The following is a 25,269-nucleotide window of genomic DNA, read 5'->3' as shown; positions in this document are numbered from 1 at the left end:
AGGGGCTGAAGCGGATGAAGATGACGTTCGGGCTGTTGGGGCCCCTGACGGTCGCCGTGGACTCCGTGCCGCAGGCGCTGCCGCGGGCCACCGTGCTGCGGGGCCTGCTGGGCGCCCTGCTGCTCGCGGAGGGGGAGCGGCTGCCCGTCGGGCGGCTGCTGGACCTCGTGTGGGCGGAGCAGGCGGACCGGGTCGGGCGGGGCGCGGTGCACACCGGGATGTCGCGGCTGCGCACCTGGCTCGGGCGGTTCGGGGACGAGGCGGTGGCGCTGGAGTCCGACGCCCAGGGGTACCGCCTGGTGACCGGGCCGGACGCGGTGGACCTCGGACGGTTCCGCGGGCTCGCCGCCGACGGGGACCCGGCCGGGGCGCTCGGGCTGCGGCGCGGCCCGGTGCTGGCCGGGCTGGAGCGGATGAACCGCGAGGACCCGCTGGTGACGTCCCTGGAGCACGAGGTGCGCGCCACCGCCCTGGCCCTGGCCCGGGCGGCGCCCGCCGCCGGAGCGGCCCGGAGCGCCGTCCCCGCCCTGACGGCGCTCGCCGAGGAGCACCCGTTCGACGAGCCCGTGCAGGCCGCCCTGCTGGAGCTGCTGGCGGCGGACGGGCGGGCGGCCGAGGCGCTGCGCCGCTTCCAGGCACTGCGCCGACGGCTGTCCGAGGAACTCGGGATCGAGCCCGGCGAGCAGGTGCAGAACGTCTTCCTGGCGCTGCTCGCGCACGACCGCGACGGCGCCCGGACGGACCCGGGGCGGGCCCGCGTCCCCTCCCAACTCCCCCGGGACATCCCGGACTTCACCGGCCGGGACGAGCAGGTGCGGCTCGTCCTGGACACCCTGGCGGCCGGCCGGGTGCCGGTGATCGCCGGCATGGGCGGCATCGGCAAGACGGCGCTGGCCGTCCACACCGCCCACCGCGCCGCCGCCGACTACCCGGACGGCCGGCTGTACGCCGACCTGCGCGGAGCCGACGAGACGCCCGCCGACCCGGCCGGCGTCCTGGCCGGCTTCCTGCGCGCCCTCGGCGCCGACCCCCGGGAGATCCCCGCCTCCCTGGAGGAGCGCTCCGCGCTCTACCGCACCCTGCTGGCCGGCCGCCGCACCCTCGTCCTGCTCGACAACGCCGCCGGGGAGCAGCAGCTCGGCCCGCTGCTGCCGGGCACGCCGGGCACGTCGACCGATCCGGACGACCGGCCCGACGGTGCCCGCCCGGCCGTCCTCGTCACCAGCCGCGCCGCGCTCACCGCCCTGCCCGGCTCCCGCCTCGTCGACCTGCGCGAACTCGACGCCCCGCACGCGACGACGCTGCTGCGCCACATCCTCGGGGACCACCGGGTCGCCGCCGAACCGGTGGCCGCCGCCCAGATCGTCGACCTGTGCGGCGGCATGCCGCTGGCGGTCCGCATCGCCGGTGCCCGGCTGGCCGCCCGCCCGCGCTGGACCCTGGCCCGGCTCGCGCACCTGCTGCGCGACGAGCGGCGGCGGCTCGACGAGCTGTCGGCGGGCAACCTGGCCGTCCGGGCCGGCTTCGCCGTCGGCTACGCCCGGCTGTCCGAGCCGACCCGCCGCACCTTCCGGCTGCTCGGCCTGCTCGACGCGCCCGACTTCGCACCGTGGGCCGCGGCGGCGATGGCCGACATCCCGCCGGCGCAGGCCGAACGGCAGCTGGAGGAGCTGATCGACGCCCAGCTCCTCCAGGAGACCGGCACCGAGCCGCACCTGCGCTACCGCTTCCACGACCTCGTCCGGCTGTACGCGCGCGAGCACGCCGAGGCGGCGGACGAACCGGCCGCCCGCGCCGCCGCGCTCGAACGGGCCTTCGGCGCCTGGCTCTGGCTGGCCGAGCAGGCGGCCGACCAGGTGCCCGGGCCGTGCTTCGCGCCGATCCACAGCGCCGCGCCGCGCCACCCGATGCCCTCCGGCGTCGCGGCGGCGCTGCTGGACGACCCGACGGCCTGGTTCGACGCCGAGCAGCCGGCCCTGAACGCGAGCGCCCGGCAGGCCGCCGCGCTGCGCATGGTGCCGATGGCCTGGGACCTCGCCGCCTGCCAGGAGAAGTACTGCGACGTGCGCGGCCTGTACGACGAGTGGCGCACCACCCACCTGGCCGTCCTCCAGGCCTGCCGGACGGCCGGCGACACCCTGGGCACGGCCGTGCTCACCCGCGGCCTGATCGAGGTGACGACCTGGACCACCCCGGCCGACGGCGCCGGGACGGCCGTCGACCTGGCGGACGGCTCGCAGACGATGGTCGCCCTGGCGGACCGCGCCCGGCACCTCCAGGGGCTGTTCGAGCAGGTGGGGGAGGTGCGCGGGGCGGCCGACGCCCTCGTCCTGACCGCCTGGAGCCTGGTGGCCCAGGGGCGCGAGCAGGAGGCCCTGGACGCCGGCCGCCGCGCGCTGGACCTCGCCGCCGCCCACGACCACCCGGGCGGCGAGGCCCGGGCGCACCAGATCATCGCCATCGCCTACGGCGAGACCGACCTCGACCGCACGATCGAGCACCTCACCGAGACGCTGCGGCTGGCGCGGCTGATCGGCAACACCCGCTTCGAGGCGACCGCGATCCAGTTCCTGGGGGCCGCGCACGGCCGGGCCGGCCAGGTGGAGCGGGGCGGCGAACTGCTGCTCCGCTCGCTCGCCATGGCCCGCTCCCTCAAGGACCGCTACGTCGAGGCGTTCTCCCTGCTCTACCTGGCCATGCTGTACGCGGCCACCGGCGACGCCCGGGCCCGCGAGACGGCCGAGGCCGCGCTGGCCATCGCCCGCCGCTTCGACCTGGGGCACCACCTCGCCCAGGCGCTCGGCATCCTCGGCGAGCTGGACCTGGCGGCGGGGGACCACGCCTCGGCGGTCGCGCACCTGGAGGAGTCCGTCCTGGTGTGGCGCGCCCGCGGCTGGCGCTCCTTCCTCGCGGAGGCGCTCCGCGCGCTCGGGCGGGCCTACCAGGCGGCGGGGCTGCCCGAGTCGGCCGCGCGGGTGCTCGACGAGGCGCGGGAGCTGAACGGGATCCAGTAGTCGGCGCCTGGTAGGCCCGCCGTACGAGGGCCTCACCGCGGCCTTACCGGTCGCGGGGCAATCGGTAAGCGTTCGGTAAGGCGTCCCCGCCTAGGCTCGATCCCCACGGCACAGGACAGGCGCACCCACCCGGCCCCAGGCCCGGTCCACGCGCCCGTCCCGTACGCGCCGCATGGGCAGCCGGTCGGGTCCGCGCAGGGGACGGACCCGGCCGGACCTGCGCCCACCGGCGGCCCCTCGCCTGTTCCCACCCGGCCCCTCGCCTGTTCCCACCCGGCCGCTCCAGCCGCGCCCCGTTCAGCCGCTCCCGTACGACGAAGCGGCCGCCGCAGCGGAATATTCAGCACGTCCGTTCGTATCCACCCTCTAAGATCCCGCCCCGGGGGGAAGGCCGTTGAGCCGGTAGGGCACAGCCGTGTCCGCGCCCCCTCGGCGGCGCGGGCCCGTGCCGCCGATTCGACGACCGGGAGACGAAGACTCGGTGACACTCACTCAACGCCTGGGCCGCGGCCTGCTGGCCGGTGCCTCGGCGCTCGCGCTGGCGCTGCTGCCCGCAGGCCTCGCGCCGACCACGGCGGCCGCCGCGCCGGCCGGCGACGGATCAGGGCCGACGCCGGTGGACCTCACCACCACGCGCGCCTTCTCGGACACCTTCCGGCTGGACCCGGCCCAGGACACCGACCCGCTGTACGGGTTGAACGTCGGGCTCGACGCCCGGCAGTCGGTCCCGGCCGGGCAGCACGGGATCTCCTACACCCGGGTCTCCGGCCGCTGGGACACCTCGGTCGCGCCCGACCAGTGGTTCGTCCAGACCAGTCATCCGGACCACCCGAACAAGCTGCTGTTCGCCAAGGGCACCTCCGCGGTCATGCTCGGCGCGCCGGCCGTCGCGGACGGGACGGGCCACTACACCGTCTCGACGGTGATCGACCCGGTCGTCGGCGACACCGCCGGCAAGGACTGGGGCTCGATCGTGCTGAGCCGCAGCCACCGCGGCAGCGGCTACGTCACCGGCGGTGACGTCGACCTCGGGCTGACCGTCAACTCGGGCGGCGGGCTGGCCCTCTTCCACGGCGGGGGCGGCGAAACCCCGTTCTGGACCGGCACGGTGGCGCCCGCGGCGCAGTACGCCGTCTCGCTCACCGTCTCCACCGGGGCCGACCGCGCCGTCACCCTGACCGTGAACGGCACCCCGTTCACCGTCGCCGCCCCGGCCGGGGTGACCCGCTGGCCGAGCAGCGCGTTCCTCTACCTCGGCGCCTACCTCTCCACCGGGGACCGCGTCACCACCTTCGGCGACGGGGCCGGCCACGGCCTGGACGTCAGCCGGGTCGACACCGGCGCCACCCGCAGGGCCGAGCCGCTCGTCGACACCTTCGACGGCGCGCCCAACGCCACCGCCGACTTCGGGCTCAACCAGGACCTCAGCGCCCGCCAGCCGAGCCTGATCTCCGCCGACTACACGGCCGTCTCGGGCGTGAAGGGCCTGGCCCTCGACCCGCCGGCGGGCTCGGTGCAGGTCAACAGCCCGGCCCACCCGAACGTGCTGTCCTTCCCCAAGGGCACCTCGGCCGTCCGGCTGAACAAGCCGGCCACCTCGGACGTCCCGACCGGCGCCTACACGGTGCACGCCGTCCTGACCCCCGTGGTCGGCAGCACCTCCGTCCAGGACTGGGCCTCCCTCGCCGTCAGCAACGCCTCGGGCGGCACCGGCGCGGTGGACGCCGAGGACGTCGCGCTCGGCCTGCGCGTCCAGGCCGACGGCGGGCTGACGCTCTTCCAGGGCGGCACGCCGACCGCCCTGACCGCCGTCCCGCCGGCGGGCTCGTACGCGGTGTCGGTCGCGCTGGCGACCGGCGACAAGCAGCGGGCGACCGTCGAGGTCAACGGCACGACGGTGTTCTCCGGCCGCACCGCCGCCCAGCTGCCCCGCGACGGCTACGTCTCGCTCGGCGCCCACCACTCGGCGGCCGGCCGGGTCACCACGGTGGACGACCTGCGGGTCTCCATGCTGGGCGGGCTCGGCTACTACGGGTACTTCGACATCCGGGACCCGAACTGGCCGAACAACGGTGCCAACCACGCGCCGGAGGTGGCGGCGTGGACCAACTTCAACACCTACCTGCGCGACCGGGACCCGCGCCTGGAGTTCCTGGACCAGTGCCTGCCGGCCTCCTGCGTGATCGACCTCAACCAGGAGACCGTGATCCCGGACGTGCCGGGTGAATGGCCGGTCCACCCGAACCCGGACGCCGCGCAGAACCTCCTCGACCTGGTGCGGCGGATCGGACCGAACATCGACAAGATCGCCGCCGTCGACCTGACCGACGAGGCCTACGCGCACAACCTGACCCCCGCGCAGGTCCAGACGCAGGCGGAGCAGATCAGGGCCGCGTTCCCGGACAAGATGCTGATCATGAGCCTCACCCACTACAACGCCGAGCAGACCGCGCCGATCCCGTCCATCGTCGACATCGTCGGCTTCGACCACTACTGCTTCGGCCGCGGCGAGATCCAGTGGCGGCTGGCGAACCTGAAGACCTTCCTCTCCTCGCCGGACCAGCACCTGATGCTCTTCCCGGAGTCCACCAACGAGTACCGCGTCGCCGACGGCTGCTACTCCGGCACGACCGACGCGGAGATCGCGGCGTACAACGCCGAGTACCGCGGGATCGCCGCGCAGGACCCGCGCGTCGTCTACCTGCAGAACTTCCGCTGGCTCGGCCCGGACCAGCCGGACAAGGTGCCGCTGACCGTCGCGGCCCAGCGGCGGATCGGCACGGCCGTGGTCAACGCCACGCCCACGCCGGTGCCCGCCTCGGTGGGCGTCTACCGGCCGTCGGACGGCAGCTTCGGCGAGGCCGCCCACAACGGCCGGTACACCGGCCAGGCCGTATTCGGTGGCGGCGGCGACGCCGTCCCGCTGACCGGCCACTGGACCGGCCCGGGCACCGACACGATCGGCGTCTACCACCCCGACACCGCGACCTTCCAGCTGTCGAACGACAACGCCACCGTGGCCGCCACCTTCCCGTTCGGCGTCCCCGGCGACATCCCGCTGGTCGGCGACTGGAGCGGGCAGGGGCGCAGCACGGTCGGCGTCTACCGGCCCAGCGACCAGTACTTCTACCTGTCCGACGACAACTCCACCGTCAAGTACCGGATCAGGCTGGGCAACGCGGGCTGGAAGCCGCTGGTCGGCGACTGGGACGGCAACGGCACCACCACCGTCGCCGTGTACGACCCGCAGACCCAGAACTTCTACCTGAACGACTCCAACGAGACGGAGCACCCGCGGTCGCCCGTCCGCTTCGGCAACCCCGGCGACATCCCGATCAAGGGCGACTGGGACGGCACCGGCAAGGACACCATCGGCGTCTACCGGCCGGGCGACCAGACCTTCTACGGCGCGGCCGAGAACTCCGACCTGGTGATCTACCGCACCAAGTTCGGCAACCCGGGCGACGTCCCGCTGGTGGGCACCTGGGGCTGACCCCCCGCCCGCCCTGACACCCCGCCCGCCCTGGCGCCCTGCCGACCGCTCCCCGCAGCGGCCGGCAGGGCGCCACGGCATTCCGGCGGTCGGACGATGCCACCGTCGACCGGCCCGCTCGAGCGACGGTCGGGGGAACTCGGATAGCGTGGCGCCATGGACACGGTGAGTGTCCGGAACCATCAAGGCCGAGAGGGCTCGCATGACCGTCGTGGAACCGGACGGGGACGAGGCGTCGTTGCGTGCCCTGATCGAGCGGAGTGCCGAACTGAAGGGCGAACTCGTCGCCTTCGCCCAGGGGGCGCGCTTCGATCGGTGGCTGACGCCCCTGCTGCTGGAGGCGGCGGGCCCTGAGCGGTTGCTGGACGAAGCCGAGGCGATCCGGATCATCGACGACTTCGTCCTCCGGTACCGCCTGCCGGACGGGGCGACGGTGGTGGACCGGTTCGTCGCCGGGCGGCGGGACTTGAGCGAGGACGACCGGGCGCTGCTGCTCGGCTGGCGTGACCCGGTCGAGGGTGTCTTCGAGGTCCGGCGCAAGGACGGGGACGCCGTCGTCCTGCTGAACCTGATCGACGACCTGGAGTACCGCACGTACTCGAACGTCGGGCGGGCGGCCTTCCGGGGAGTGTCCGAGGGTGGATTCCTCCTCGCCTGCCTGGTGCCCGTCCACCCGGTCGACGGGGCGTGGCTGATCTCCGGCGCGATGTCGTCCTACCCGAGGTCCAGCGCCACCGAGATCGCCCGGGCCGCGCTCCAGTTGGCCGCCGACCACCCCGAACTGGTCTTCCGCAACCCCGAGAAGATCGAGCAGGGGTGGGCGTCGATGCGCGCGGACCGCAAGGCGTTCGTCGAGTTCTGCGGCGGCGACGAACTGGTCCTCGCCCCGGCCGAAGCCGAGCGCCGGATCGACGCCTACTACCGGCACCGGCAGGAGGCCGCCGTCGCCGAGCATCCCGAGCGGGCCCGGGGCAGGCGGCTGCCGGGCCTCGGTCTGCCGGCCTTCGAACTGCCCCGGGAACTCGCGGACTCGGACACGGTCGGCGTCATCTACGACGAGGTCGACGGGCTCAACTTCTACGCCGACTACGGGATGCTGCGCGACCTCTTCGCCGACCCGGCCCTCGCCGGCCGCAGGCCGTACCAGGAGCTGCTGCGGGCCTACCTGCGCGAGGAGTCGATCGCGCCACTGCCGATCCGCCGCCTGGCCGCCGCCCACCCGGAGACGGTCGACGCGGTGTTCCGCAAGCTGCTGCGCAAGCCCGACTTCACCTGGGGCGAGCACGGAGAAGCCCTGCTGCGCCGGCGCAAGCCCCGGTACTACGCACAGGAGCCCCGCCCCGGCGTCTCCGTGATCGGCGAGCGCCTCGGCGAACTCGCCGCCGGCAGCGGAGGACGGCAGAAGTTCACCAGGGCACGGGGCGTACCGCGTCGGCCCGCTCGATCGTAGGGGCGAACCTCGGACGGTGTCCCTCGGCGATGCCGAGGGCGGCCGGCGTCCGGGGCTGCGCCGCGCCGCCGGCGGCGCAGCCCTCGGGGGGCGGTGCCCGGGTGGTCACTTGGTGAGGCGGGACCAGTCGGCCGGTTGGGCGGGGTCGAGTTGGCGCAGCTTGTCGAGGACCTTCGGGTCCTGGGCGTCCAGCCAGTCGGCGACCTGGCGGAAGGAGACGCAGCGGACGCCTTCGCGCTTGCAGACGTTCTTCATCACGTCCTCGATGGCCTGCATGTAGATGCCGCCGTTCCAGGACTCGAAGTGGTTGCCGATGAACAGCGGGGCGCGGCTGCCGTTGTAGACGCGTTCGAAGCCGGCGAGGTAGCTGTCGCGGGTCTCCTTCTCCCAGGTGTCGTACTTCTTGGGGTCGCCGTTGGTGGTGTTCCCGGACTGGTTGGCCAGGAAGTTGAAGTCCATGGAGAGGCTCTGGACCGACTTGCCCGGGTAGGGGAGCATCTGGAGCGGGAAGTTCCAGACGCCGTCCTTCTTGACGGGCCAGACCTGGAACTCGCCCGGGGAGCTGGCGTCGTAGCGGAAGCCCGTCGCCTTCTCGGCCGCCAGCAGGTTCTTCTGGCCCTCCAGGCAGGGGGCGCGGCCGCCGACCAGCTCCTTGGTGTAGTCGAAGGGGAGCGGCGGGAGGTCCTTGAAGCCGGTGTTGGTCTTCCAGTTGGTGACGAAGGAGACGGCCTGGTCGAGCTCGCTCTTCCACTCCTCGGTGCTCCAGTCGCCGCCGCCCTTGGGGCCGCAGAAGTGCCCGTTGAAGTGGGTGCCGATCTCGTTGCCGTCCAGCCAGGCGAGGCGCAGCTGCTCCAGGGTGTCCTTGATGTGGGGGTCGGTGGCGTAGTCGATGGAGGCGTCACCGGGCCGGTGCTGCGGCGGCTGGTAGAGGGTGCTCTTGGACTTGGGGAGGACGTAGAGGCCGCTGAGGAAGAAGGTCATCTGGGCGTTGTTCTCCGCGCCGAGCTTGCGGAAGCGGGAGAACAGGCGCTCGTCGCCCTCCAGCGCGCCGTCCCAGGAGAAGACGACGAACTGCGGGGGCTTCTCGCCGGGCTTGAGCCGCTCGGGCGTGGGCTGCTTGGGCTGGGGGCCGGTGTCGGAGGTGGAGCCGTCGCCGAGCACCCTGACCTGGCCGTCCCAGGTGGGGGTGGGGGCCGGGGGCGGCGGCGCGGGGGCCTCGGTCGTGGTGCTCGGGGCGGGGCCGGCCGGGGTGGTGCCGGTGGTGGCCGTGGGTCTGCTCGGCGTGCCGGAGCATCCCGATGCCAGGGCGGAGGCCCCGAGGACCCCCAGGGCCAGCAGGATCGCCGAGCTGCGAGCAGTCCGCACCGGACCCCCGTTTCTCTGATCTTCGATCAGGTGGTGTTCTGAAGATGATCGGTGGATGTGATCATCAGAACACTTTTGATCGACCCCTGTCGAGGCGAGTCCGGCACGGCTGCGGCGGGGGTGGGGCTGGGGACAACTCCCTTGCGTCAGAGGGCGGATGACGCGAGGAGGCTCCCGATCGGAAGGCTCTCCCACTTGACAGTCTCCGCAATGGGACTGAAGCGGCAATGGAAGTGTGATTATGCGTGAGACGGTGCTCGACCCGTCGGCATCGCCGCTTGCGGCGTTCGGTGCCCAACTTCGCAAGGCTCGTAAGGCTGCTGGCCTGACTCAGACCGAGCTCGGCAGGCTCACATCGTTGAGCGACAGCCAGATTTCGAACCTCGAACGAGGTACGCGCAGTCCCACACTCGACTGGGTGGTGGTGGCAGACAGGGTTCTGAACACCGGCGGGACCCTGGAACTGACCTACTGGAGCCTCAATGGTGGTGGATCGCTCCTGGAAGGCTTCCCGGAATTCGCCGCGCAGGAGGCGAAGGCTGTCGAGATGCGGCAGTTCGAGCTGGGTGTCGTCCCTGGGCTGTTCCAGACCCGGGCCTACGCGGAGGCGTTGGCGGCAGCCGACGTGCGGCGAGGAGCCATCACGGAGGAGGAGGCCGAGACGCGGGTGTCGTATCTCTTTTCCCGTCAGCAGCGCCTCGACAGCAAGGATGTGCCGCTCGTCCATGCCAGTTCGGATGTGGTGTCTCGTGAAATGATCCGCGCAGCTCGGAAGGACCTTCGATCATGACTGGCACCGATCATGCGGCTTCGACCGGCACTTCCTGGGTGAAGTCCAGCTACAGCCAGAACGGTGGCAACTGCGTCGAGGTGGCTCCCGGTCTCCCCGGCGTGATGCCCGTGCGCGACTCCAAGGATCCCGAGGGGCCGGCGCTCCTCTTCTCGGCCGAGGCGTGGCGGTCCTTCGTCGCCGCCACTGCCGCCGGTGAGTTCGGCGAAGCGCACTCCTAGACGTGGCAGCGGACGCTGACCAGCAGGGTATCTCCGGGTAGGCCGATGAGGTACGTCAGGACGTCAAGCTGTTCGTCGGCGACGTCCGGCACGTGGGTGCAGGTGGCGCGGCCGGGGCAGGCGCCGTGGAGGGGCTCTTCGCTCTCGTCGCACCACCAGCCGTCGAGTGTGAGGACGTTGCGCCGGGGGAGCAGGCTGAACGCGTACGTGCGGACGAATTCCTCGCGGCTGCGTCGGCCGATGGCGACCGGGTCCCAGCCGAAGGTGAAGTGGTCGCCGAGGTCGGGCCGTTCGAGGGCGGGTGCGACCTCCGCCCAGGCGCGAAGGGCCGGTTGCCGCCGGTAGGCGAAGGCCTCCGGCGAGTCCGGGTACGACGCCCGGGTTCCGCCGGTGGCGAGGTGGCGCCGGAAGGACTCGGACTCGTCGTACATGGCCGGGTGGCCGGCGGCCACCTCCTGCCAGCGGTCCCAGACCAGGCCGGCGTGCTCGGCGGCCTCGGCGCGCTGCCGGTCGCGGAAGTCGATCAGCTCGCGCGGTCCGCCCGCGTACAGGCCGGGGTCCTCCTCGTCCGGCGTCCCGTCCTCGAACGGTCGGCCGGCGACCAGGCGTGGATCGTCCTCGTGGCCGGCCAGGACGGGCAGGCCCGCGCCGGCGGTGATGCGGTAGCTGTCCCAGACGTCCCGTTCCACCGCGCCCACGCCGTCGGAGGCGAACGGCTCCATCGCCTCCGCGACCGCCTCGTCCACCCTGGTCGCGGCCGCGCCGGGCAGGCACACGATGATCCTCAATCCGGCCATCCCGGCATGGTAGAGGGAGGCGGGGGAGTCCGCTCGTGGGTTTCGTGCTGGTCGGCTCGGCTACTCGTCCGGGTGGAGGGCATCGAGGACGAGGGCGAGGCCGAAGGCGAACTCGTCGGCGTAGTCGTAGCCGGGCTTGAGGACGTGTTCGGCGGCCAGTTCGGCGAGGTGGGGGTAGGCGTCGGCGGGCATCCCGTTCAGGAGGACGCCCGCGGCCTCGGCCTGCTCGGCCCCGCCCTTGAACGGCAGGCCGACCTCCTGGAGCACGAAGCCGTACAGGTAGCTGTCGATCAGTGAGACCGCGCGCGCGGTCATCGGCACGGAGAACCCGCCGGTGCGCAGCGCGCCGATGACGGCGTCGTGGTGACGCAGGGTCGCCGGGCCGGGCTGGGCGCGGGAGTCCATGAGGCCGATCGCCCACGGGTGGCGCAGGAGGGCGGCCCGCGCGGAGAGTGCGCGCCGGCGCATGGCGCTCTTCCAGTCGGTGCCGTGCGCGGGGAGCTCGATCTCGCCGAACACGGCGTCCACCATGCCGTCGAGGATGTCCTCCCGGCCGGCCACGTGGTGGTAGAGCGACATCGCCTCGACCCCCAGCGGCTGGGCGATGGCCCGCATGGTGAGCGCGGCGGATCCCTTCTGGTCCGCCAGCTCCACCGCCGCCCGGATCACGCGCTCACGGCTCAGCGGTGCGCGGGGCGGTGTCCCGCGCCGGCCCTTGCCTCCCTCGGGCATCCGGCCCCTCCTCCAGGTCCATTGACGGCCTTACAGCGTAAGGCTAACGTGCCTTACACCGTAAGGTCGCCATGTCCGCGGAAGGGGCTGCGTCATGGGCAGGGATCACCAGGACCACGTGGAGAAGGTCTGCATCATCGGGGCTTCGGGGAAGCTGGGGCAGTACATGGTTGGACACGCGCTGGAACGCGGCTACGAGGTGGTCGGCGTCTGCCGGGAGCGCAGCGTGCCGAAGCTGGCCGCGTACGAGGGGCGGATCACCGTCGTCCCCGGGGCGACGAACGACCCGGAGGTGATCCGCCGGGCGGTCGCCGGGTGCGACGGGGTGCTGACGGTGCTGGTGCCCTGGGGCGTGCAGCAGTACGCGTCGGGGACGGCGCAGGCGGTCCTCGACCACGCCCGGCCGGGCGCGCGTCTGGTGTTCTCCTGCGGCTGGCACATCACGCGCGACGGCAAGGACCGGTACTCGCGGATGTTCACCCTGGGCCTGTGGACCGCCACCGTGCTCGGCAAACTCGTCCGCGCGGTCGAGATCGACGACCAGGTGGAGGCGTGCCGGCGGGTGTTCGCCAGCGAGACCCGGTGGACCGTGGTGCGCGGCAGCGACCTGGAGGAGGGCGAGAGCCAGGGCCTACCGGTGTGGAGCCGGCACGTGGGCGACCCGGTGCTGGCGAGCAACCTGACGCGCCGGGTGGACTTCGCGCTGTTCATGGTGGAGGCGCTGACCACGGACGCGCTCGTCCGGGAGGCCCCGGCGATCGTCGGCCGTCTGAGCCCCAGCGCGCTCGCCCACGCCGGCGGCAGCTGACCGGGGGCGGCTCGTGCAGGTCCAGTAGCCTCCGGGGGTGACCGGAACAGGACGTTATCGATGGCGCACCGCTCTGCGGCGGCGCCTGCCCTGGTGGCTCGTCGACCGGGGCTTCCTCGGCAAGGGCGCCCGGGACTGCGGGGCCCACGAATGGTACAACCACGACGGCCGGGTCGCCCGGTGCTACCACTGCGAAGCGGGCGAGCGGCCCTGGGTGCCGGTCTCGGACAAGGCCCCCTCGCCCCACAGCAGTTGACACCGCCCGGCGCCCAGCCCGCTCGCCGCTCAGTCGGCAGGGCGGGGCGCCGGCCCGGTCGGGTCGTCGTCGGCCTCGGGCAGCGGCCGGGCGCCAGTGAGCCAGTCCCGCAGGACGTTCTTGCGGACCTTGCCGAGCTCGTTGCGGGGGAAGCGCGGCACGACCTCGACGCGGGTCGGCCAGTACCAGTCCGTCATCCCGCGCCCGGCCAGCCAGGCCCGCAGGTCCGCCAGGTCCGGCGCGCGGCCCCCGGCGGGGACGACCACGGCGCACGGCAGGTCGCCGTGCTCGGCGGGGTAGCCGACCAGGGCGACGTCGGCGACCGCCGGGTGCTCGCGCAGCTCCGTCTCGACGTCCAGGACGGGGATCATCAGCTGGGTGGTGCCCGAGATCCGGTCGGCGGCCCGGCCCGCGTAGCGCAGGCCGCCCTCGCCGTCCGGGCGCATCAGGTCGCCGGTGGGGAACCAGCCGTCGGTGTCGGCGGCGCGCCACAGCAGGCGGCCGGTGTCGCGGTCGAAGGTGCCCAGGCAGGTGGACGGGCTGCGCACCTGGACCGCCGAGGCCTGGTCCGGTGCGCCGGCGGGCACCGTCCGCAGTTCGACCCCGGGCTGCGGGCGGCCGACGCTGCGGGCGGCCCGTTCGGGCGGGTCCGTGGGGCTGGTGGCGAGGATGCCGCCGGACTCCGTCGAGCCCAGGGCGTTGACGACGTGCCCGCTCAGGGTGCGGCACAGGAGGTCGACCAGCTCGCGCGAGGGACTGGCGGCCATCGTGGCGACGACCTCCCAGGCCGGCAGGTCCCGCGGGCGGCTGCGCTGCTCGGCGGCGAGGGCCTCCAGCATCGCCGGCGGGGCGATCAGGGCGCCGGTGCGGTAGGCGCTGAACAGGTCGAGCCAGCGACCGGCGTCCCACTCGTCGCAGTACAGGGCGCTGGTGCGGTGGACGAGCGGCCGCAGCAAGCCGTTGCGCAGACCGGCGCCGTGGCTGAGCGGGGTGAGCACCGGGAAGGGCTGCCCCGGCGCCAGGGGCGGGAGCGGCAGCGGCCGACGGACCCCCGCGTACAGGGTGTTCAGGCTGTGGACGACGGCGGTGGCGCTGCCGGTGGTGCCGGAGGTGAACAGCACCGTCGCGGCCTCGTCGGGCTCGAGGCCGGTGCCCTGCGGCGCGGGCCGGGTGGCGGCGCGCAGACAGGCGTCGAAGTCGAGCGCGCCGGTGGCGGAGGCGTCGCCGAGGACCGCGTGGTGCCGCAGGGCCGGTAGTCCGTCGGCGAGCCGGGCGAGGGCCCCGACGTGCTCCGGGGAGGGTCTGCGGTCGGTCGTGACCAGCAGGACGGCTGCGGCCGAGGCCAGCATCCGGCCCACCTCGCGGCGGCCGAACCGCAGGGAGATCGGCATGGTCACCGCGCCGACCCGCCAGCAGGCGAGCGTGAGCGCGGCCGTCTCCCACCGGTCGGGCAGCTGGAAGGCCACCACCTCGCCCTGCCGTACGCCCAGCTCGTGCAGCCCGGCGGCGAACCGTTCCACCCGGTCGGCGAGCTCGGCGAAGGTCAGGGTGACGGCCCGGCCCTCCTCCGCGCGCCAGTCGATGATCACCCGCTGGTCGGGTACCCGCGCGGCGGCGTCGCGCAGGTCGTCGAGGAAGGTCCCGTCGCGCCACCAGCCCTGCTCGCGGTACTGGGCGGCGGTGACGGGCAGCGGACGCACGGCGTCGAACAGCTCTGGCACGGGGTTCGCGCTCCCTCGGTGGCGGGGACGGCCTGCGGCGGGGGCGATCGGTGGCGGGGCGACCGGCGGCGAGGGCGGCCTGCGGCGGGGGCGATCGGCGGTGGGGCGACGGCGGCGGGGAGTCTGTCGGCGCACCGGCTCGCCGGGCCATGCCAGCACTGTGGCACAGCCGGGCCGGTCGGTGCGTCCGCGCGGAGCGGCAGCGCACCCGAACGGGTGACTGCGAAAGAATGGGTGATGTGACCATGTGACCGGTTCCGGGCGAGGTCCCCAGAGCCGCCGCCGGTCGGCGCAGTCCGTCGCGCGGTCCTGGGCCCCGTGAACCGTGGCAGCCACGTGGGTGGTGCGGTTCGTCCGAGGAGGATCCTGTGGACAGGCTGATCAGCTCCGTCTGGGGCGGGGACCGGCTGGACCTCGACGCCTATCTGGCCCGGATCGGGTACGCGGGGGAGCGCCGGCCGACGCCGGAGGTGCTGCGCGCGCTGCACACCGCCCACGTCTCCGCGCTCGCCTTCGAGAACCTCGAGGTGGTCCTGGGGCGACCCGTCCGGCTCGACCTGGAGTCCCTGCAGGCGAAGATGGTCCGGCGGCGACGCGGGGGCACCTGCTGCGAGCACACCCTCCTCTACGCCGCCGCCCTGGAGGCGATCGGCTTCACCTTCACCGCGACGGCGTCACGCGTCCGCCTGGGCGAGGACCGGATCCGTCCGGCCACCCACTATTCGCTGCGGGTGGAACTCGGCGGCGAGGCGTGGTTCACCGACGTCGGCTTCGGCGGTGAGGGACTCCTGGAGCCGATCCGGCTGCGCGACGGTGAGGTCGCGCGGCAGTCCGGCTGGACGTACGAGCTGGTCCGGCAGCCGGGCCCGACCCCGGGCACGGCCGGACCACTCCTGCTGCGGCGATGGCGGACCGACGGCTGGTTCGACCTCTACGCGATCGGGACCGAGCCGCGCTTCCCGGTCGATTTCACCGTGACCAGCCACTTCACCTCCACGCATCCCCGCTCGCCCTTCCACGACAAGCTGCTGGTGCAGAGGCCGGCGGCCGACCAGCGGCTCGTCCTGCGCGACACCGAGCTCACCCGGTTGCTGCCGGACCGGCCGGAGGAGAGGCGCCGGGTGCCGGCCGGGGAACTGCCCGGCCTGCTGGACGAGGAGTTCGGGGTCGCGTTGGACGCCGAGGACACGGCCGCGCTCGTCGCGCGCTACGAGGACGGGCCCGTGCCGAGGGGCCCGGGCGGTACGCGCCATTGACAGCGGGCGCCCGCGGCTGAATGCTAAGCAAGCGCTTAGTCACTGATCCGCCTCCCCGAGGAGCCGCCCGATGGCCGAGACCCCCGCCGACCCGCCCGGACTGGACCTGGCCCGGCTCCGGGCCCATCTGGAGCGCGAACTCCCCGGCCTCGTCCGGGGGCCGCTGCGGGCCGACCTCATCGAAGGGGGCCGCTCGAACCTCACGTACGTGCTGGGCGACGGCGCCTCCCGCTGGGTGCTGCGGCGCCCGCCGCTCGGGCACGTCCTCGCCACCGCGCACGACATGGGCCGCGAGTACCGGGTGATGACCGCGCTGCGCGACACCGGCGTCCCCGTCCCGCGCACCCTGCTGATCGACCGGGGCGAGGAGGTGCTCGGCGCCCCCTGGTACCTCATGGAGCACGTGCCCGGCACCGCCCACCGGGACGCCGCCGCGCTGGCCGCGCTCGGCGAGCAGCGGGTGCGGGCGCTCGGCGGCCGGCTGGTCGACACCCTGGCCGCCCTGCACCGGATCGACCCCGCCGCCGTCGGGCTCGCCGACTTCGGCCGCCCCGAGGGCTACCTGGAACGCCAACTGCGCCGCTGGTCCCAGCAGTTGGAGGCCTCCCGGAGCCGCGACCTGCCGGATCTCGACCGGCTGCGCGACCTCCTCGGCCGGCGGCTGCCCGCCTCGCCCGCGCCCGCCCTCGTGCACGGCGACTACCGCCTGGACAACGTGCTGGTCGACGCGGACGACACCATCACCGCCGTGCTGGACTGGGAGATGTCCACCCTCGGCGACCCGCTCACCGACATCGGCCTCCTGGTGATGTACACCGAACTCGCGGGCGTCGGCGGCGGCATCATCCCCTCCGCGATGACCGCCCCCGGCTTCCCGGGGCCCGACGAGATCGTCGCCGCCTACGCCGAGGCGACCGGCCGCCGGGCGGAGGATCTCGACTGGTACGTCGCCTTCGCCTCCTTCAAGCTCGCCGCCGTCGCCGAGGGCATCCACTTCCGCTTCCGGCAGGGCCGCACCCTGGGCGCCGGCTTCGAGCACGCCGGTGAGATGGCCCCGATCCTCGCCCGGCACGGCCTGGGCACCCTCAAGGAGAACTGAGCACCCATGGACTTCGCCTACGACGCCCGGACGAACGAACTCCGCGAGCAGCTGCTCGCCTTCATGGACGAGCACGTGTACCCCGCCGAGCCCGTCCTCGCCGCCCAGCTCGCCGACCGGCGCCGCGACCCGTGGGCCGTCCCGCCGGTCGTCGCGGACCTCCAGGCGGAGGCCCGCAAGCAGAACCTCTGGAACCTCTTCTTTGTGGACAAGCACAGCCTGCCGGGCGGGCTCGGCGCCGGACTGACCAACCTCCAGTACGCCCCGCTCGCCGAAATCACCGGCCGCAGCATCCAGTTGGCCCCGCCCGCGCTCAACTGCGCGGCCCCCGACACCGGCAACATGGAGCTGCTCGCCCAGTTCGGCAGCCCCGGGCAGCGCGAGCGCTGGCTGCGGCCCCTGCTAGACGGCGAGATCCGCTCCGCCTTCGCGATGACCGAGCCCGAGGTCGCCTCCTCGGACGCCTCCAACATCGCCACCCGGATCGAGCGGGACGGCGACGAGTACGTGATCAACGGCCGCAAGTGGTACATCACCGGGGCGATGAACCCCGACTGCCGGATCCTCATCGTGATGGGCAAGACCGATCCGGCCGCCGAACCGCACCGCCGGCAGAGCATGGTGCTCGTCCCGCGCGACACCCCGGGCGTGACGGTGAAGCGCGGCATGACCGTCTTCGGGTACGACGACGCCGACCACGGCGGCCACGCCGAGGTGCTGTTCGAGGACGTCCGCGTCCCGGTGGAGAACCTGATCGGCGAGGAGGGCGCCGGCTTCGCCATCGCCCAGGCCCGGCTCGGCCCGGGCCGCATCCACCACTGCATGCGCGCCATCGGCATCGCCGAGCGGGCGCTGGAGCTGATGTGTCGCCGGGCCGCCGAGCGGGTGGCGTTCGGGAAGCCGCTGGCCGAGCAGGGCGTGGTGCAGGACTGGATCGCCGAATCCCGGGTGCGGATCGAGCAGCTGCGGCTGCTGGTGCTGAAGACCGCCTGGCTGATGGACACCGTCGGCAACCGGGGCGCGCACACCGAGATCCAGGCGATCAAGATCGCCACCCCGCGCACCGTCGAGTGGATCCTGGACAAGGCCGTCCAGACGCACGGGGCGGCCGGCGTCAGCCAGGACACCCCGCTCGCCCAGCTCTGGGCCGGCAACCGCACCCTGCGGCTGGCCGACGGGCCGGACGAGGTGCACAAGCGCTCGCTGGCGCGGCGGGAGCTGAGGAAGTACCGGTAGGGCGACAGAAGACGGACCCCAGCACCGGCGGTGGCCGAGGACGCCGTACCCGGGCGGTGGTTCGACGCCGAACCGCGGTGCGTTCCGTCGGACGGCGCACAGCCGGTCGGGCCCACGCCGCCGGGGGCACCCGTAGGGGGTGTCATACCCGGGTATTCAGGGGCGGGTTGGCTCCCTGGTATGACGGCCGCGGCCCGTCCCCGACCGTAGTGTCCTGCCTGTTCGAAGATCGGAACACGGAGGAACAGCATGGGCATTCCGGGACGGGCCGTGGCGGCGGTGGTGCTGGCGGCGGCAGTGGCGGTGGGCACGATCGGGGCGGGCGGAGCGGTGGCGGCGGCGCCGGGGGAGGGCGGCACCGGGCGGCAGGCGCGGGCCTGGCTGCCGGAGCCCAGCGGGCCGTACCCGATCGGGACCACCGCGCTGCACCTCACCGACGCCGGACGGGAGGACCCGTGGCACCCCGGGCAGCGGCGCGAGCTGATGATCAGCCTCTGGTACCCGACCTCCCGCCCGGCCGCGGGCGACGACCGGGCCCCGTACATGGAGCCCGCCGCCGGGAAGCACTTCGACGGCCCGGACGGCGTCGGCCTGCACAACTACGGCACCGAGCCCGGCCGCACCGACTGGTCGGCCATCCGCACCCACGCCCGCACCGACGCCCCGGCGCTGCCCGGCGGACCGCGCCCGGTGGTGCTGTACTCGCCGGGCCTCGGCGACCCGCGCACCTGGGGGACGGCGCTGGTCGAGGACCTCGCCTCGCGCGGCTACGTGGTGGTCACCGTCGACCACACCTACGAGGCCTCCGAAGTCGTCTTCCCCGGCGGCGACCTGGCCCCCTCGGTGCTCCCCGGCATGCTCGGGCAGCCCGGCCTGGACATCGGCGCGGTGCTGCGCAAGGCGATGGACGCCCGGGTCGCCGACACCCGCTTCGTGCTGGACCGGCTCGCCGGGCTGGCTGAACGGCCGGGCCTGCCCGCCGGGGTGGCCGGGGCGCTCGACCTCGGCCGGATCGGCATGGTCGGCCAGTCGGCGGGCGGCTTCACCGCGCTCCAGACCATGCACGACGACCCGCGGATCGCGGCCGGGATCAACATGGACGGCCAGATGCACTTCCCCGGCCCCGACGGCCACACCGGCGTCGCCCTGCCCAGCGTCGCCGAGGACGGCCTGAACCGGCCGTTCCTGCTGATGGGCTCCGGGAGCCCGGACTCCGGCAGCTACCGCGACCAGCCCGGCTGGAACGCGCTGTGGCGGCACAGCACCGGCTGGCACGCCGACGTCACCCTCACCGGCTCCCGCCACGGCTCGTACACCGACGCCCAGCCGCTGCTGCCGCAGCTCGCCCGGCAGGGCGTGCTCAGCGCCGAGCAGCTGCGCAGCGACGTCGGCGACGTCCGCCCCGGCCGGGCCGAGCTGGCCACCCGCTCGTACGTCGCCTCCTTCTTCGACCGCTGGCTGCGCGGCCAGGACGACCACCTGCTGGACGGGCCGTCGGCGCGCTTCCCGGAGATGGCGTACGAGCGGTAGCCCCGCCGCCCGCCCTACCGGTCGGCGGCCGCCCGGACCGCGGCCGTGATCAGCCGGTGGTTCTCCGGGCCCGCGCCGTAGCCCGACGGCACGCCGAAGCGGCGGCGGGTGTACGCGTAGGCGATGCCGCTGTCCGGGTCGGCGAGGCCGAGCGAGCCCGTCGCCCCGCTGTGGCCGAACGCGGTCGGGCCCAGGGCGCGGTAGCGGCCGCTCAGCTCCTCGAAGCCCAGGCCGAAGACGTCCTCGTTCCCGGTGACCAGGTCCGTCCCGCGGTAGTGGATCCGGGCGAACTCGGCGATCGTCTCCGGCTTCAGCAGCGGCGCCCGGCCGCCGACCTCGGAGATCGCCGCGGCGTACATCCCGGCGACGCCCCGGGCGGTGCCGACCCCGCCGGAGGAGGCGGGGCCCAGGGCCCGGACGGCCCGGGTGTTCGCGAAGCCCACCAGGTCCGTCGGTCGGGGCGCGTTCGCGTTGAACGCGATGCCCCTGATGCTGTCCGGCGCCGCCGCGCCGGCCGCGAGCCGCTCGGCCTCCTCCGGCGTCGGCAGCATCGGCAGCACCTCGGCGAAGCGCGCTTCGAGGGCCTCCGGCAGGCCGAGGTGGAGGTCGAGCCCGTACGGAGCCCGGATCCGCTCCTCGTAGAGCTCGTGGAGCGAACGGCCCGTCACCCGCCGCACCACCTCGCCGGTCAGGGCGCCGATCACGAAGGCGTGGTAGCCGTACGCCGTGCCCGGCGCCCAGAACGGCCGCTGGCCGGCCAGCCGGGCGGCGATCAGCCGGTCGTCGGCCAGCTCGGCGGCGGTGAAGCCGCCGTCGACGCCGACCAACCCGGCCCGGTGGGCGAGCAGCTCGCGCAGGGTGAGGCGATCCTTGCCCTCGGCCCCGAACTCCGGCCAGTACGCGGCCACTTCCCGGTCGAGGTCGAGCACGCCCTCCTGGACCAGGAGCGCGACCACCAGGTGGGCCGCCCCCTTGGTGATGGAGTAGACGGCGCTCAGCGTGTCCGCCGTCGTCCCGGGGCCGGCCCACAGGTCGGCCACCAGGCGGCCGTGGTGGTGGACCACCAGCTGCGCCTCCGGTTCGACGCGCAGCTCGCCGAGCACCGCGGCGAACTCCTCCCGCACGCCCTCGAACCCCGCCGCCACCGTCCCGTGAACGCTGATCTCCTCGTGTGCCATGCCTGCCCCCGTCGTCCGTCGTCATGTCGGTCGGAAGCCACAACAGCCGTGTGCGGATGGTCATTCCCGCAGCGGGGGGATTCACCGGAACGGGTCGGCGGAGCAGGCCTCCGGAGCGGGTCAGCGCAGCTCGGAGCCCGGGTTGGCCTCGTCCCACCGGCGCCGGGAGGCGACGATCGCGTCGTGGTGGTCGTAGGACCAGTCCGCCATCGCCCGCACCAGGTGGGTCAGGCTGTGGCCGAGCGGGGTCAACTCGTACTCCACCTGCGGTGGGACGGTCGGGTGGACGGTCCGCGAGACCACGCCGTCGCGCTCCAGGCGGCGCACCGTCAGGGTGAGCATCCGCTGCGAGATGCCCGGCAGGGCGCGCTGCAGCTCGCGGAACCGCCGTACGCCCTGGGCGAGTTCGACGACGGTGAGGACGGACCACTTGTCGCCCAGGCGGTCCAGCAGGTCGCGGATCCCGCAGTCCACGCCGTCCTCGCACCAGACCACCGGGCGGGGGGTGGTTACCGCGGTGTGCCCTGCTGACATGAGAGTGCCTCCTTACGCCGGAACGCCCAGGCTACCGAGGATGGTCGCGTCGCCAACGACCGATCACCCCTGGAGGTACCCCATGCTGCTCGTCACCGGAGTCAACGGAGGCCTGGGCGCGCTCGTCCTGGAACGGCTCGCCGGGCGGGAGGGCGTCGTCGCCGGCTCGCGGACGCCGGAGCGGGTGCCGGACGGCGTGCCGGCCCGGCTGGTGGACTTCGACCGGCCGGAGACGCTGGCGGCGGCCTTCGCCGGGGTGCGGACCCTGCTGATGGTCTCGGCCGGCGCCGCCGAGGACGACGTGGTGATCGCCCGGCACGGCGCCGCGATCGCGGCGGCGGAGCGGGCGGGCGTCGAGCACGTGATCTACACCAGCCTGTCCGGCGACGGCGACCACCTGCCCTACGCCCTCGCCCACCGCTGGACCGAGCGGCGGCTGCGCGCGTCCGCCACGCTGCGCTGGACGGTGCTGCGCAACGGCCTGTACGCCGAGTTCCTGGGCGCGATCGCCGCGCCCGGCCCGGACGGGGTGATCAGCGCCCCGCTCGGGGACGGCAAGCTCGCGGCGGTGGCCCGGGCGGACCTGGCGGAGGCGGCGGTCAACGTCGCCCTGGCGCCCGGCGCGCACGCGGGCCGGACCTACGAGCTGGTGGGGGAGCGGGCGGTGGGCGGCGCGGAGGTGGCCGGGGCGCTCGGCGCCGCGTACCGGCCGGGACGGCTCACCGAGGCCCGGGCGGCCGCGGCCGCCTCGGACGCGCAGGACTTCCAGGTGCCGATGCTGGTGGGCACCTACTCGGCGATCGCCCACGGCTTCCTGGCCGGCCCGGGCGGGCCGGGCGACCTCGCGGCCCTGCTCGGCCGCGAGCCGCGCCCGGCCCTGGAGGTCATCGCCGCGGGCCGGTGAACGCGGCCCCGCCGGACCGGTGGTGCGGGCCGCACCACCGGTCCGTACGGCCGAGGTGTTACGGGCAGAGCCGGTGCGGGGTCGGGGTGCACTCGGGGTCGGGGTCGCCCGGACCGGTGCCGCCGGGGCGGAAGTTGGACCACCACAGCGGGGTGCTGCCGTAGTAGACGACCATGTTCCCGGAGTTCTGGATGGCGAGGTAGGCCCCCGGGTGGCCCCAGGTCTGGGCGTTCCACACCGCGCGCATGGCGGCGTCGTACGCGACCAGGTTGCCGTCGGCCTGGATGTAGAAGTAGGTGCCGACGCCGTACGTGCCCTTGGCCGTCCAGATCGCGGCCCCGTTGTGGTACAGCACCACGTGCCCGTCCCCCTGCTGGTACAGCACGGTGCTGCCGTCCGGCGAGGACCAGCTCTGTCCGCGGCTCAGGCCGGCGGTGCCCTGGATCACCGTCTGGTCGGCGTCCGACACGGCGGCGGTGGCGCTCGCCGCGGTGGCGCCGGCGGGGGCTGCGGCCGGTGCGGCCTGGGCGGCGGTCCCGCCCAGCAGTCCGGCCGCCATCAGCGCGGCGGCCAGGACGGCGCCGGCCCGGGGAGCGCGGGTGCGCGGGTTTCGCATGGCTGTCACTCTCCTGAAGTCGCTTCCACGTGAAGCGCGTTGTCGCGGTCTGGGCTGCCGCGGCGGTGCTCCGGCCGCGGCCCGGCCAGTCTCACCGGGGGCGGTGCGTCGTGGCCATCCTTTCGATGCTCCTCGAAGCCGGGCCCCGCCCCGGCCCGATCCGGCGGACGGCGCGCCACCGTCCTCATGTCACCGGCGTCACGCCGCCGGCTCCGGTTCGCCGTTGAGCAGCGCGGTGCCGAGCCGGCTGCGCCGGTGGCTCACCGCCCGGCCCTCCCGGCAGGTGCTGATCAGCCCGGCCTCGCGCAGGATGGCTGTGTGCCAGCTCGTGGTGGCCGGTGAGAGGTCGAGCGCCGCCGCGAGCCGGGAGGTGCTCAGCCCGTCGTCCAGCAGCCGCAGGATCCTCGCCCGGGTGGGGCCGATCAGCTGGGCCAGCCCGGCGCAGGAGTCGCCGGCCGGTGGCGGGGAGAGCCAGGTCAGCGGCCGGGCCACCGGGTAGGTGAGGGTCAGCGGCAGGTCGTCGTCGACGACGGCGGCCGGATGCGCGCTGAAGAACGACGGGACCAGGGTGAGCGGACGCCCGCCGGTGTGCACCTCCCGGTCGACCGGGCAGGAGGCGGAGAGCGTCCCGTCCCGCCAGCGCAGCACGTCCTGGCCGAAGCTGGACAGCAGCCCCTCGGCACCGCCGGAGAGCATCGCCCGGATCCGCTGCCTGCGGTCGGTGTCGGCCGCCTGCTCGGTGTGCGGCCGGTAGGGGGCGATGGCCATCCGGTAGTACTGCCGGATCGCGGTGCCGAGCGCCTTCAGGGTGCCGAGCTCCCCCTCGGCCAACTTCCCGGTCCAGCCGGGAAGATGGGGCCGGTACTCGGCGAAGCGGGTCAGCTGCGCGGCGATCTGCCGGCGGGGCGTGGACAGGACCTGGTCGAGCCCCTCCTCCAGCGAGGCGCTGCCGTTGCGCGGGACCAGGAAGTCGGGCGCGTAGCCGTCGACGGGGAACAGGTGGGCCAGCGCGGCCACGGTGCGCTCCAGGCCGCCGCGCCGGATGCGCTCGGTGACCTGACGGCGCCACGGGTCGAAGGCGAGGGTCGCCTCGCGGTTCTGGTACAGGTACAGGCTGGTGGTGACCTCCCAGAGGGGATCGAGCCCCTCGGCCATGCGGATGCGGCCGATGTCGCCGCTGGACAGGTGGAAGTTGAGCACGACGCCCCCCGGGCTTCCGTCGTTCGGTCGAGGTGCGACGGGCGCTACGTCCTCGCCGCGGCGACCCGTGCGGGCAGCGCTTCGCGGCACGCGGACGAGCGGTCCCCGCGGCCCTCCCCGAGGGCCGGGCCCTGCGACGGGTGGCGTGCGGTGGAACGTGCGGCGGAAATCGATGCCATCCCGGCATCCTGACAGCAGGTTCGGCCCGGCGCAGCCGTTCCGCGCCAAGGCGGCTCCACCGGGCGGACGGACGAACGGGAGGACGAACGGGCGGGCGGGCGCGCGAGGCCGCAGCCCGGGGGCTGCGGCCTCGTCGCTGGTCGACGTCCGTCCGGTGGGTCGAGGTCCGTCGCGGTCCGAACCGCGCGGCGGGTCAGCCCATCGGCCGGCCGTCCGCCGGGCCCTCACAGCGCGGCGCTGCGCTCCAACCCCTGCTGGAGCCGGTTCATCCCGGCGATCCAGCGGTCCGGGTCGGTGGCCCGGACGCGGTAGTAGTCGGCGACCTCGGGGTGCGGCAGGAGCAGGAAGCGCTCCGCGCGCACCCCGTCCAGCGCCGCCCCGGCGACCTCCGCCGGGTCGAGCGCGGTCGGGGCGAGCAGCGCCTCGCCGACGGCGCCGGTGGAGGCGAGCAGGTCGGTGCGCACGCCCTGCGGGCAGAGCGCGTGCACCCGGACGCCCCGGTGCCGGTAGGTCGCGGAGAGCCACTCGGCGAAGGCGAGTGCGCCGTGCTTGCTCACCGAGTACGGCGCGGAGCCCAGCATGGTGAGCAGCCCGGCGGCGGAGACGGTGGCCAGGAAGCGGCCCTCGCCGCGCTCCAGCCAGCGGGGGAGCAGCAGTTCGGCGGCCCGGACGTGGGCGAGGACGTTGACCTCCCAGGCACTCGTCCAGGCCGCGGCGGGCGCGTCGGCCCCGCCCGCCGGGGCGACGCCCGCGTTGGCGCACCAGACGTCGATCTCGCCGAGTTCGGCGCGGGCCCGCCCGACCAGGTCGGCCCGGCCGTCGGCGGAGGCGGCATCCCCGCGCAGCGCGGTGCCCGCGCACTCCATCGCCACGGCGTGCGCCGCCCCGG

Annotated in this window: 21 protein-coding genes; 12 read left to right on the top strand and 9 right to left on the bottom strand. The window is 74.3% G+C overall.

Features of this window, described 5'->3' with window-relative positions; genetic code table 11:
• Positions 1-14 precede the first annotated feature (14 nt).
• From ABZW03_RS04210 to ABZW03_RS04200, 3 genes are all read left to right on the top strand, one after another.
• Entirely contained in the window at positions 15-3,014 is a 3,000-nt protein-coding gene (locus ABZW03_RS04210) for a BTAD domain-containing putative transcriptional regulator (protein ID WP_355251925.1), read from the top strand.
• 481 nt (positions 3,015-3,495) lie between these two features.
• The gene (locus ABZW03_RS04205; RefSeq protein ID WP_355251923.1) at positions 3,496-6,507 is read left to right on the top strand and encodes a hypothetical protein; all 3,012 of its coding nucleotides are present in this window, start codon (positions 3,496-3,498) and stop codon (positions 6,505-6,507) included.
• 202 nt (positions 6,508-6,709) lie between these two features.
• Positions 6,710-7,957 (top strand): hypothetical protein, encoded by a 1,248-nt coding sequence (locus tag ABZW03_RS04200; RefSeq protein WP_355251920.1) that lies wholly within the window; start codon positions 6,710-6,712, stop codon positions 7,955-7,957.
• Positions 7,958-8,062: 105 nt separating this feature from the next.
• Here ABZW03_RS04200 and ABZW03_RS04195 read toward each other — a convergent pair whose 3' ends face one another.
• On the bottom strand, positions 8,063-9,322 hold the full coding sequence (locus ABZW03_RS04195) for a hypothetical protein (RefSeq protein ID WP_355251918.1): 1,260 nt from the start codon (positions 9,320-9,322) through the stop codon (positions 8,063-8,065).
• 241 nt (positions 9,323-9,563) lie between these two features.
• Here ABZW03_RS04195 and ABZW03_RS04190 point away from each other — a divergent pair, with 241 nt between their 5' ends.
• Both ABZW03_RS04190 and ABZW03_RS04185 read left to right on the top strand, forming a co-directional pair.
• Positions 9,564-10,112 (top strand): Scr1 family TA system antitoxin-like transcriptional regulator, encoded by a 549-nt coding sequence (locus ABZW03_RS04190; protein WP_355251916.1) that lies wholly within the window; start codon positions 9,564-9,566, stop codon positions 10,110-10,112.
• Positions 10,109-10,333 (top strand): DUF397 domain-containing protein, encoded by a 225-nt coding sequence (locus tag ABZW03_RS04185; RefSeq protein ID WP_355251913.1) that lies wholly within the window; start codon positions 10,109-10,111, stop codon positions 10,331-10,333. Before ABZW03_RS04190 ends, ABZW03_RS04185 begins: the two co-directional genes overlap by 4 nt.
• Here the strand turns inward: ABZW03_RS04185 and ABZW03_RS04180 are convergent.
• Positions 10,330-11,130 (bottom strand): hypothetical protein, encoded by an 801-nt coding sequence (locus tag ABZW03_RS04180; protein ID WP_355251910.1) that lies wholly within the window; start codon positions 11,128-11,130, stop codon positions 10,330-10,332. The genes ABZW03_RS04185 and ABZW03_RS04180 overlap by 4 nt on opposite strands.
• Before the next feature lie 60 nt (positions 11,131-11,190).
• Positions 11,191-11,862: a TetR/AcrR family transcriptional regulator C-terminal domain-containing protein gene (locus ABZW03_RS04175; RefSeq protein WP_355251907.1), complete on the bottom strand. Its 672-nt coding sequence runs from the start codon at positions 11,860-11,862 to the stop codon at positions 11,191-11,193.
• A gap of 94 nt (positions 11,863-11,956) precedes the next feature.
• Here ABZW03_RS04175 and ABZW03_RS04170 point away from each other — a divergent pair, with 94 nt between their 5' ends.
• Both ABZW03_RS04170 and ABZW03_RS04165 read left to right on the top strand, forming a co-directional pair.
• A complete protein-coding gene (locus ABZW03_RS04170; RefSeq protein WP_355251905.1) occupies positions 11,957-12,670 on the top strand; it encodes an NAD(P)H-binding protein in 714 nt (237 codons plus the stop codon).
• Positions 12,671-12,707: 37 nt separating this feature from the next.
• Positions 12,708-12,926 carry a hypothetical protein gene (locus tag ABZW03_RS04165; RefSeq protein ID WP_355251902.1) on the top strand — a complete coding sequence of 73 codons (219 nt, stop codon included), beginning with the start codon at positions 12,708-12,710 and terminating at the stop codon, positions 12,924-12,926.
• A gap of 29 nt (positions 12,927-12,955) precedes the next feature.
• On the opposite strand, the gene ABZW03_RS04160 is transcribed toward ABZW03_RS04165, so the two are convergent.
• Positions 12,956-14,647, bottom strand: coding sequence for an AMP-binding protein (locus ABZW03_RS04160; protein WP_355251899.1), 1,692 nt, complete (start codon positions 14,645-14,647; stop codon positions 12,956-12,958).
• A gap of 368 nt (positions 14,648-15,015) precedes the next feature.
• Here ABZW03_RS04160 and ABZW03_RS04155 point away from each other — a divergent pair, with 368 nt between their 5' ends.
• The 4 genes from ABZW03_RS04155 (at position 15,016) to ABZW03_RS04140 (ending at position 19,768) form a co-directional block, all read left to right on the top strand.
• Complete coding sequence (locus ABZW03_RS04155; protein WP_355251896.1) at positions 15,016-15,903, top strand: arylamine N-acetyltransferase; 888 nt, start codon at positions 15,016-15,018, stop codon at positions 15,901-15,903.
• Between the two features lie 70 nt (positions 15,904-15,973).
• Positions 15,974-17,002, top strand: coding sequence for a phosphotransferase family protein (locus ABZW03_RS04150; protein ID WP_355251893.1), 1,029 nt, complete (start codon positions 15,974-15,976; stop codon positions 17,000-17,002).
• Between the two features lie 6 nt (positions 17,003-17,008).
• Positions 17,009-18,238, top strand: coding sequence for an acyl-CoA dehydrogenase family protein (locus tag ABZW03_RS04145; RefSeq protein ID WP_355251890.1), 1,230 nt, complete (start codon positions 17,009-17,011; stop codon positions 18,236-18,238).
• A gap of 249 nt (positions 18,239-18,487) precedes the next feature.
• The gene (locus tag ABZW03_RS04140) at positions 18,488-19,768 is read left to right on the top strand and encodes an esterase (RefSeq protein WP_355251887.1); all 1,281 of its coding nucleotides are present in this window, start codon (positions 18,488-18,490) and stop codon (positions 19,766-19,768) included.
• Positions 19,769-19,782: 14 nt separating this feature from the next.
• Here ABZW03_RS04140 and ABZW03_RS04135 read toward each other — a convergent pair whose 3' ends face one another.
• Both ABZW03_RS04135 and ABZW03_RS04130 read right to left on the bottom strand, forming a co-directional pair.
• Positions 19,783-20,946, bottom strand: coding sequence for a serine hydrolase domain-containing protein (locus ABZW03_RS04135; RefSeq protein WP_355251884.1), 1,164 nt, complete (start codon positions 20,944-20,946; stop codon positions 19,783-19,785).
• A 120-nt stretch (positions 20,947-21,066) separates the two neighbouring features.
• On the bottom strand, positions 21,067-21,480 hold the full coding sequence (locus ABZW03_RS04130; protein WP_355251881.1) for a helix-turn-helix domain-containing protein: 414 nt from the start codon (positions 21,478-21,480) through the stop codon (positions 21,067-21,069).
• A gap of 82 nt (positions 21,481-21,562) precedes the next feature.
• On the opposite strand from ABZW03_RS04130, the gene ABZW03_RS04125 reads away from it, so the two are divergent.
• The gene (locus ABZW03_RS04125; RefSeq protein WP_355251878.1) at positions 21,563-22,384 is read left to right on the top strand and encodes an NAD(P)H-binding protein; all 822 of its coding nucleotides are present in this window, start codon (positions 21,563-21,565) and stop codon (positions 22,382-22,384) included.
• Positions 22,385-22,442: 58 nt separating this feature from the next.
• Here ABZW03_RS04125 and ABZW03_RS04120 read toward each other — a convergent pair whose 3' ends face one another.
• The 3 genes from ABZW03_RS04120 to ABZW03_RS04110 form a co-directional block, all read right to left on the bottom strand.
• Entirely contained in the window at positions 22,443-23,000 is a 558-nt protein-coding gene (locus tag ABZW03_RS04120; RefSeq protein WP_355251875.1) for a hypothetical protein, read from the bottom strand.
• A gap of 198 nt (positions 23,001-23,198) precedes the next feature.
• Positions 23,199-24,200, bottom strand: coding sequence for a metalloregulator ArsR/SmtB family transcription factor (locus ABZW03_RS04115; RefSeq protein ID WP_355251872.1), 1,002 nt, complete (start codon positions 24,198-24,200; stop codon positions 23,199-23,201).
• A gap of 404 nt (positions 24,201-24,604) precedes the next feature.
• Positions 24,605-25,269, bottom strand: a 665-nt coding sequence (locus ABZW03_RS04110; RefSeq protein WP_355251869.1) for an SDR family oxidoreductase, incomplete at its 5' end; no start/stop codon positions are given.

Origin of the sequence: Kitasatospora sp. NPDC004799 (assembly GCF_040609095.1) — a bacterium.
In the GTDB taxonomy this organism is placed as follows: domain Bacteria; phylum Actinomycetota; class Actinomycetes; order Streptomycetales; family Streptomycetaceae; genus Kitasatospora.
This window is presented reverse-complemented; position numbering and strand designations above follow the sequence as displayed.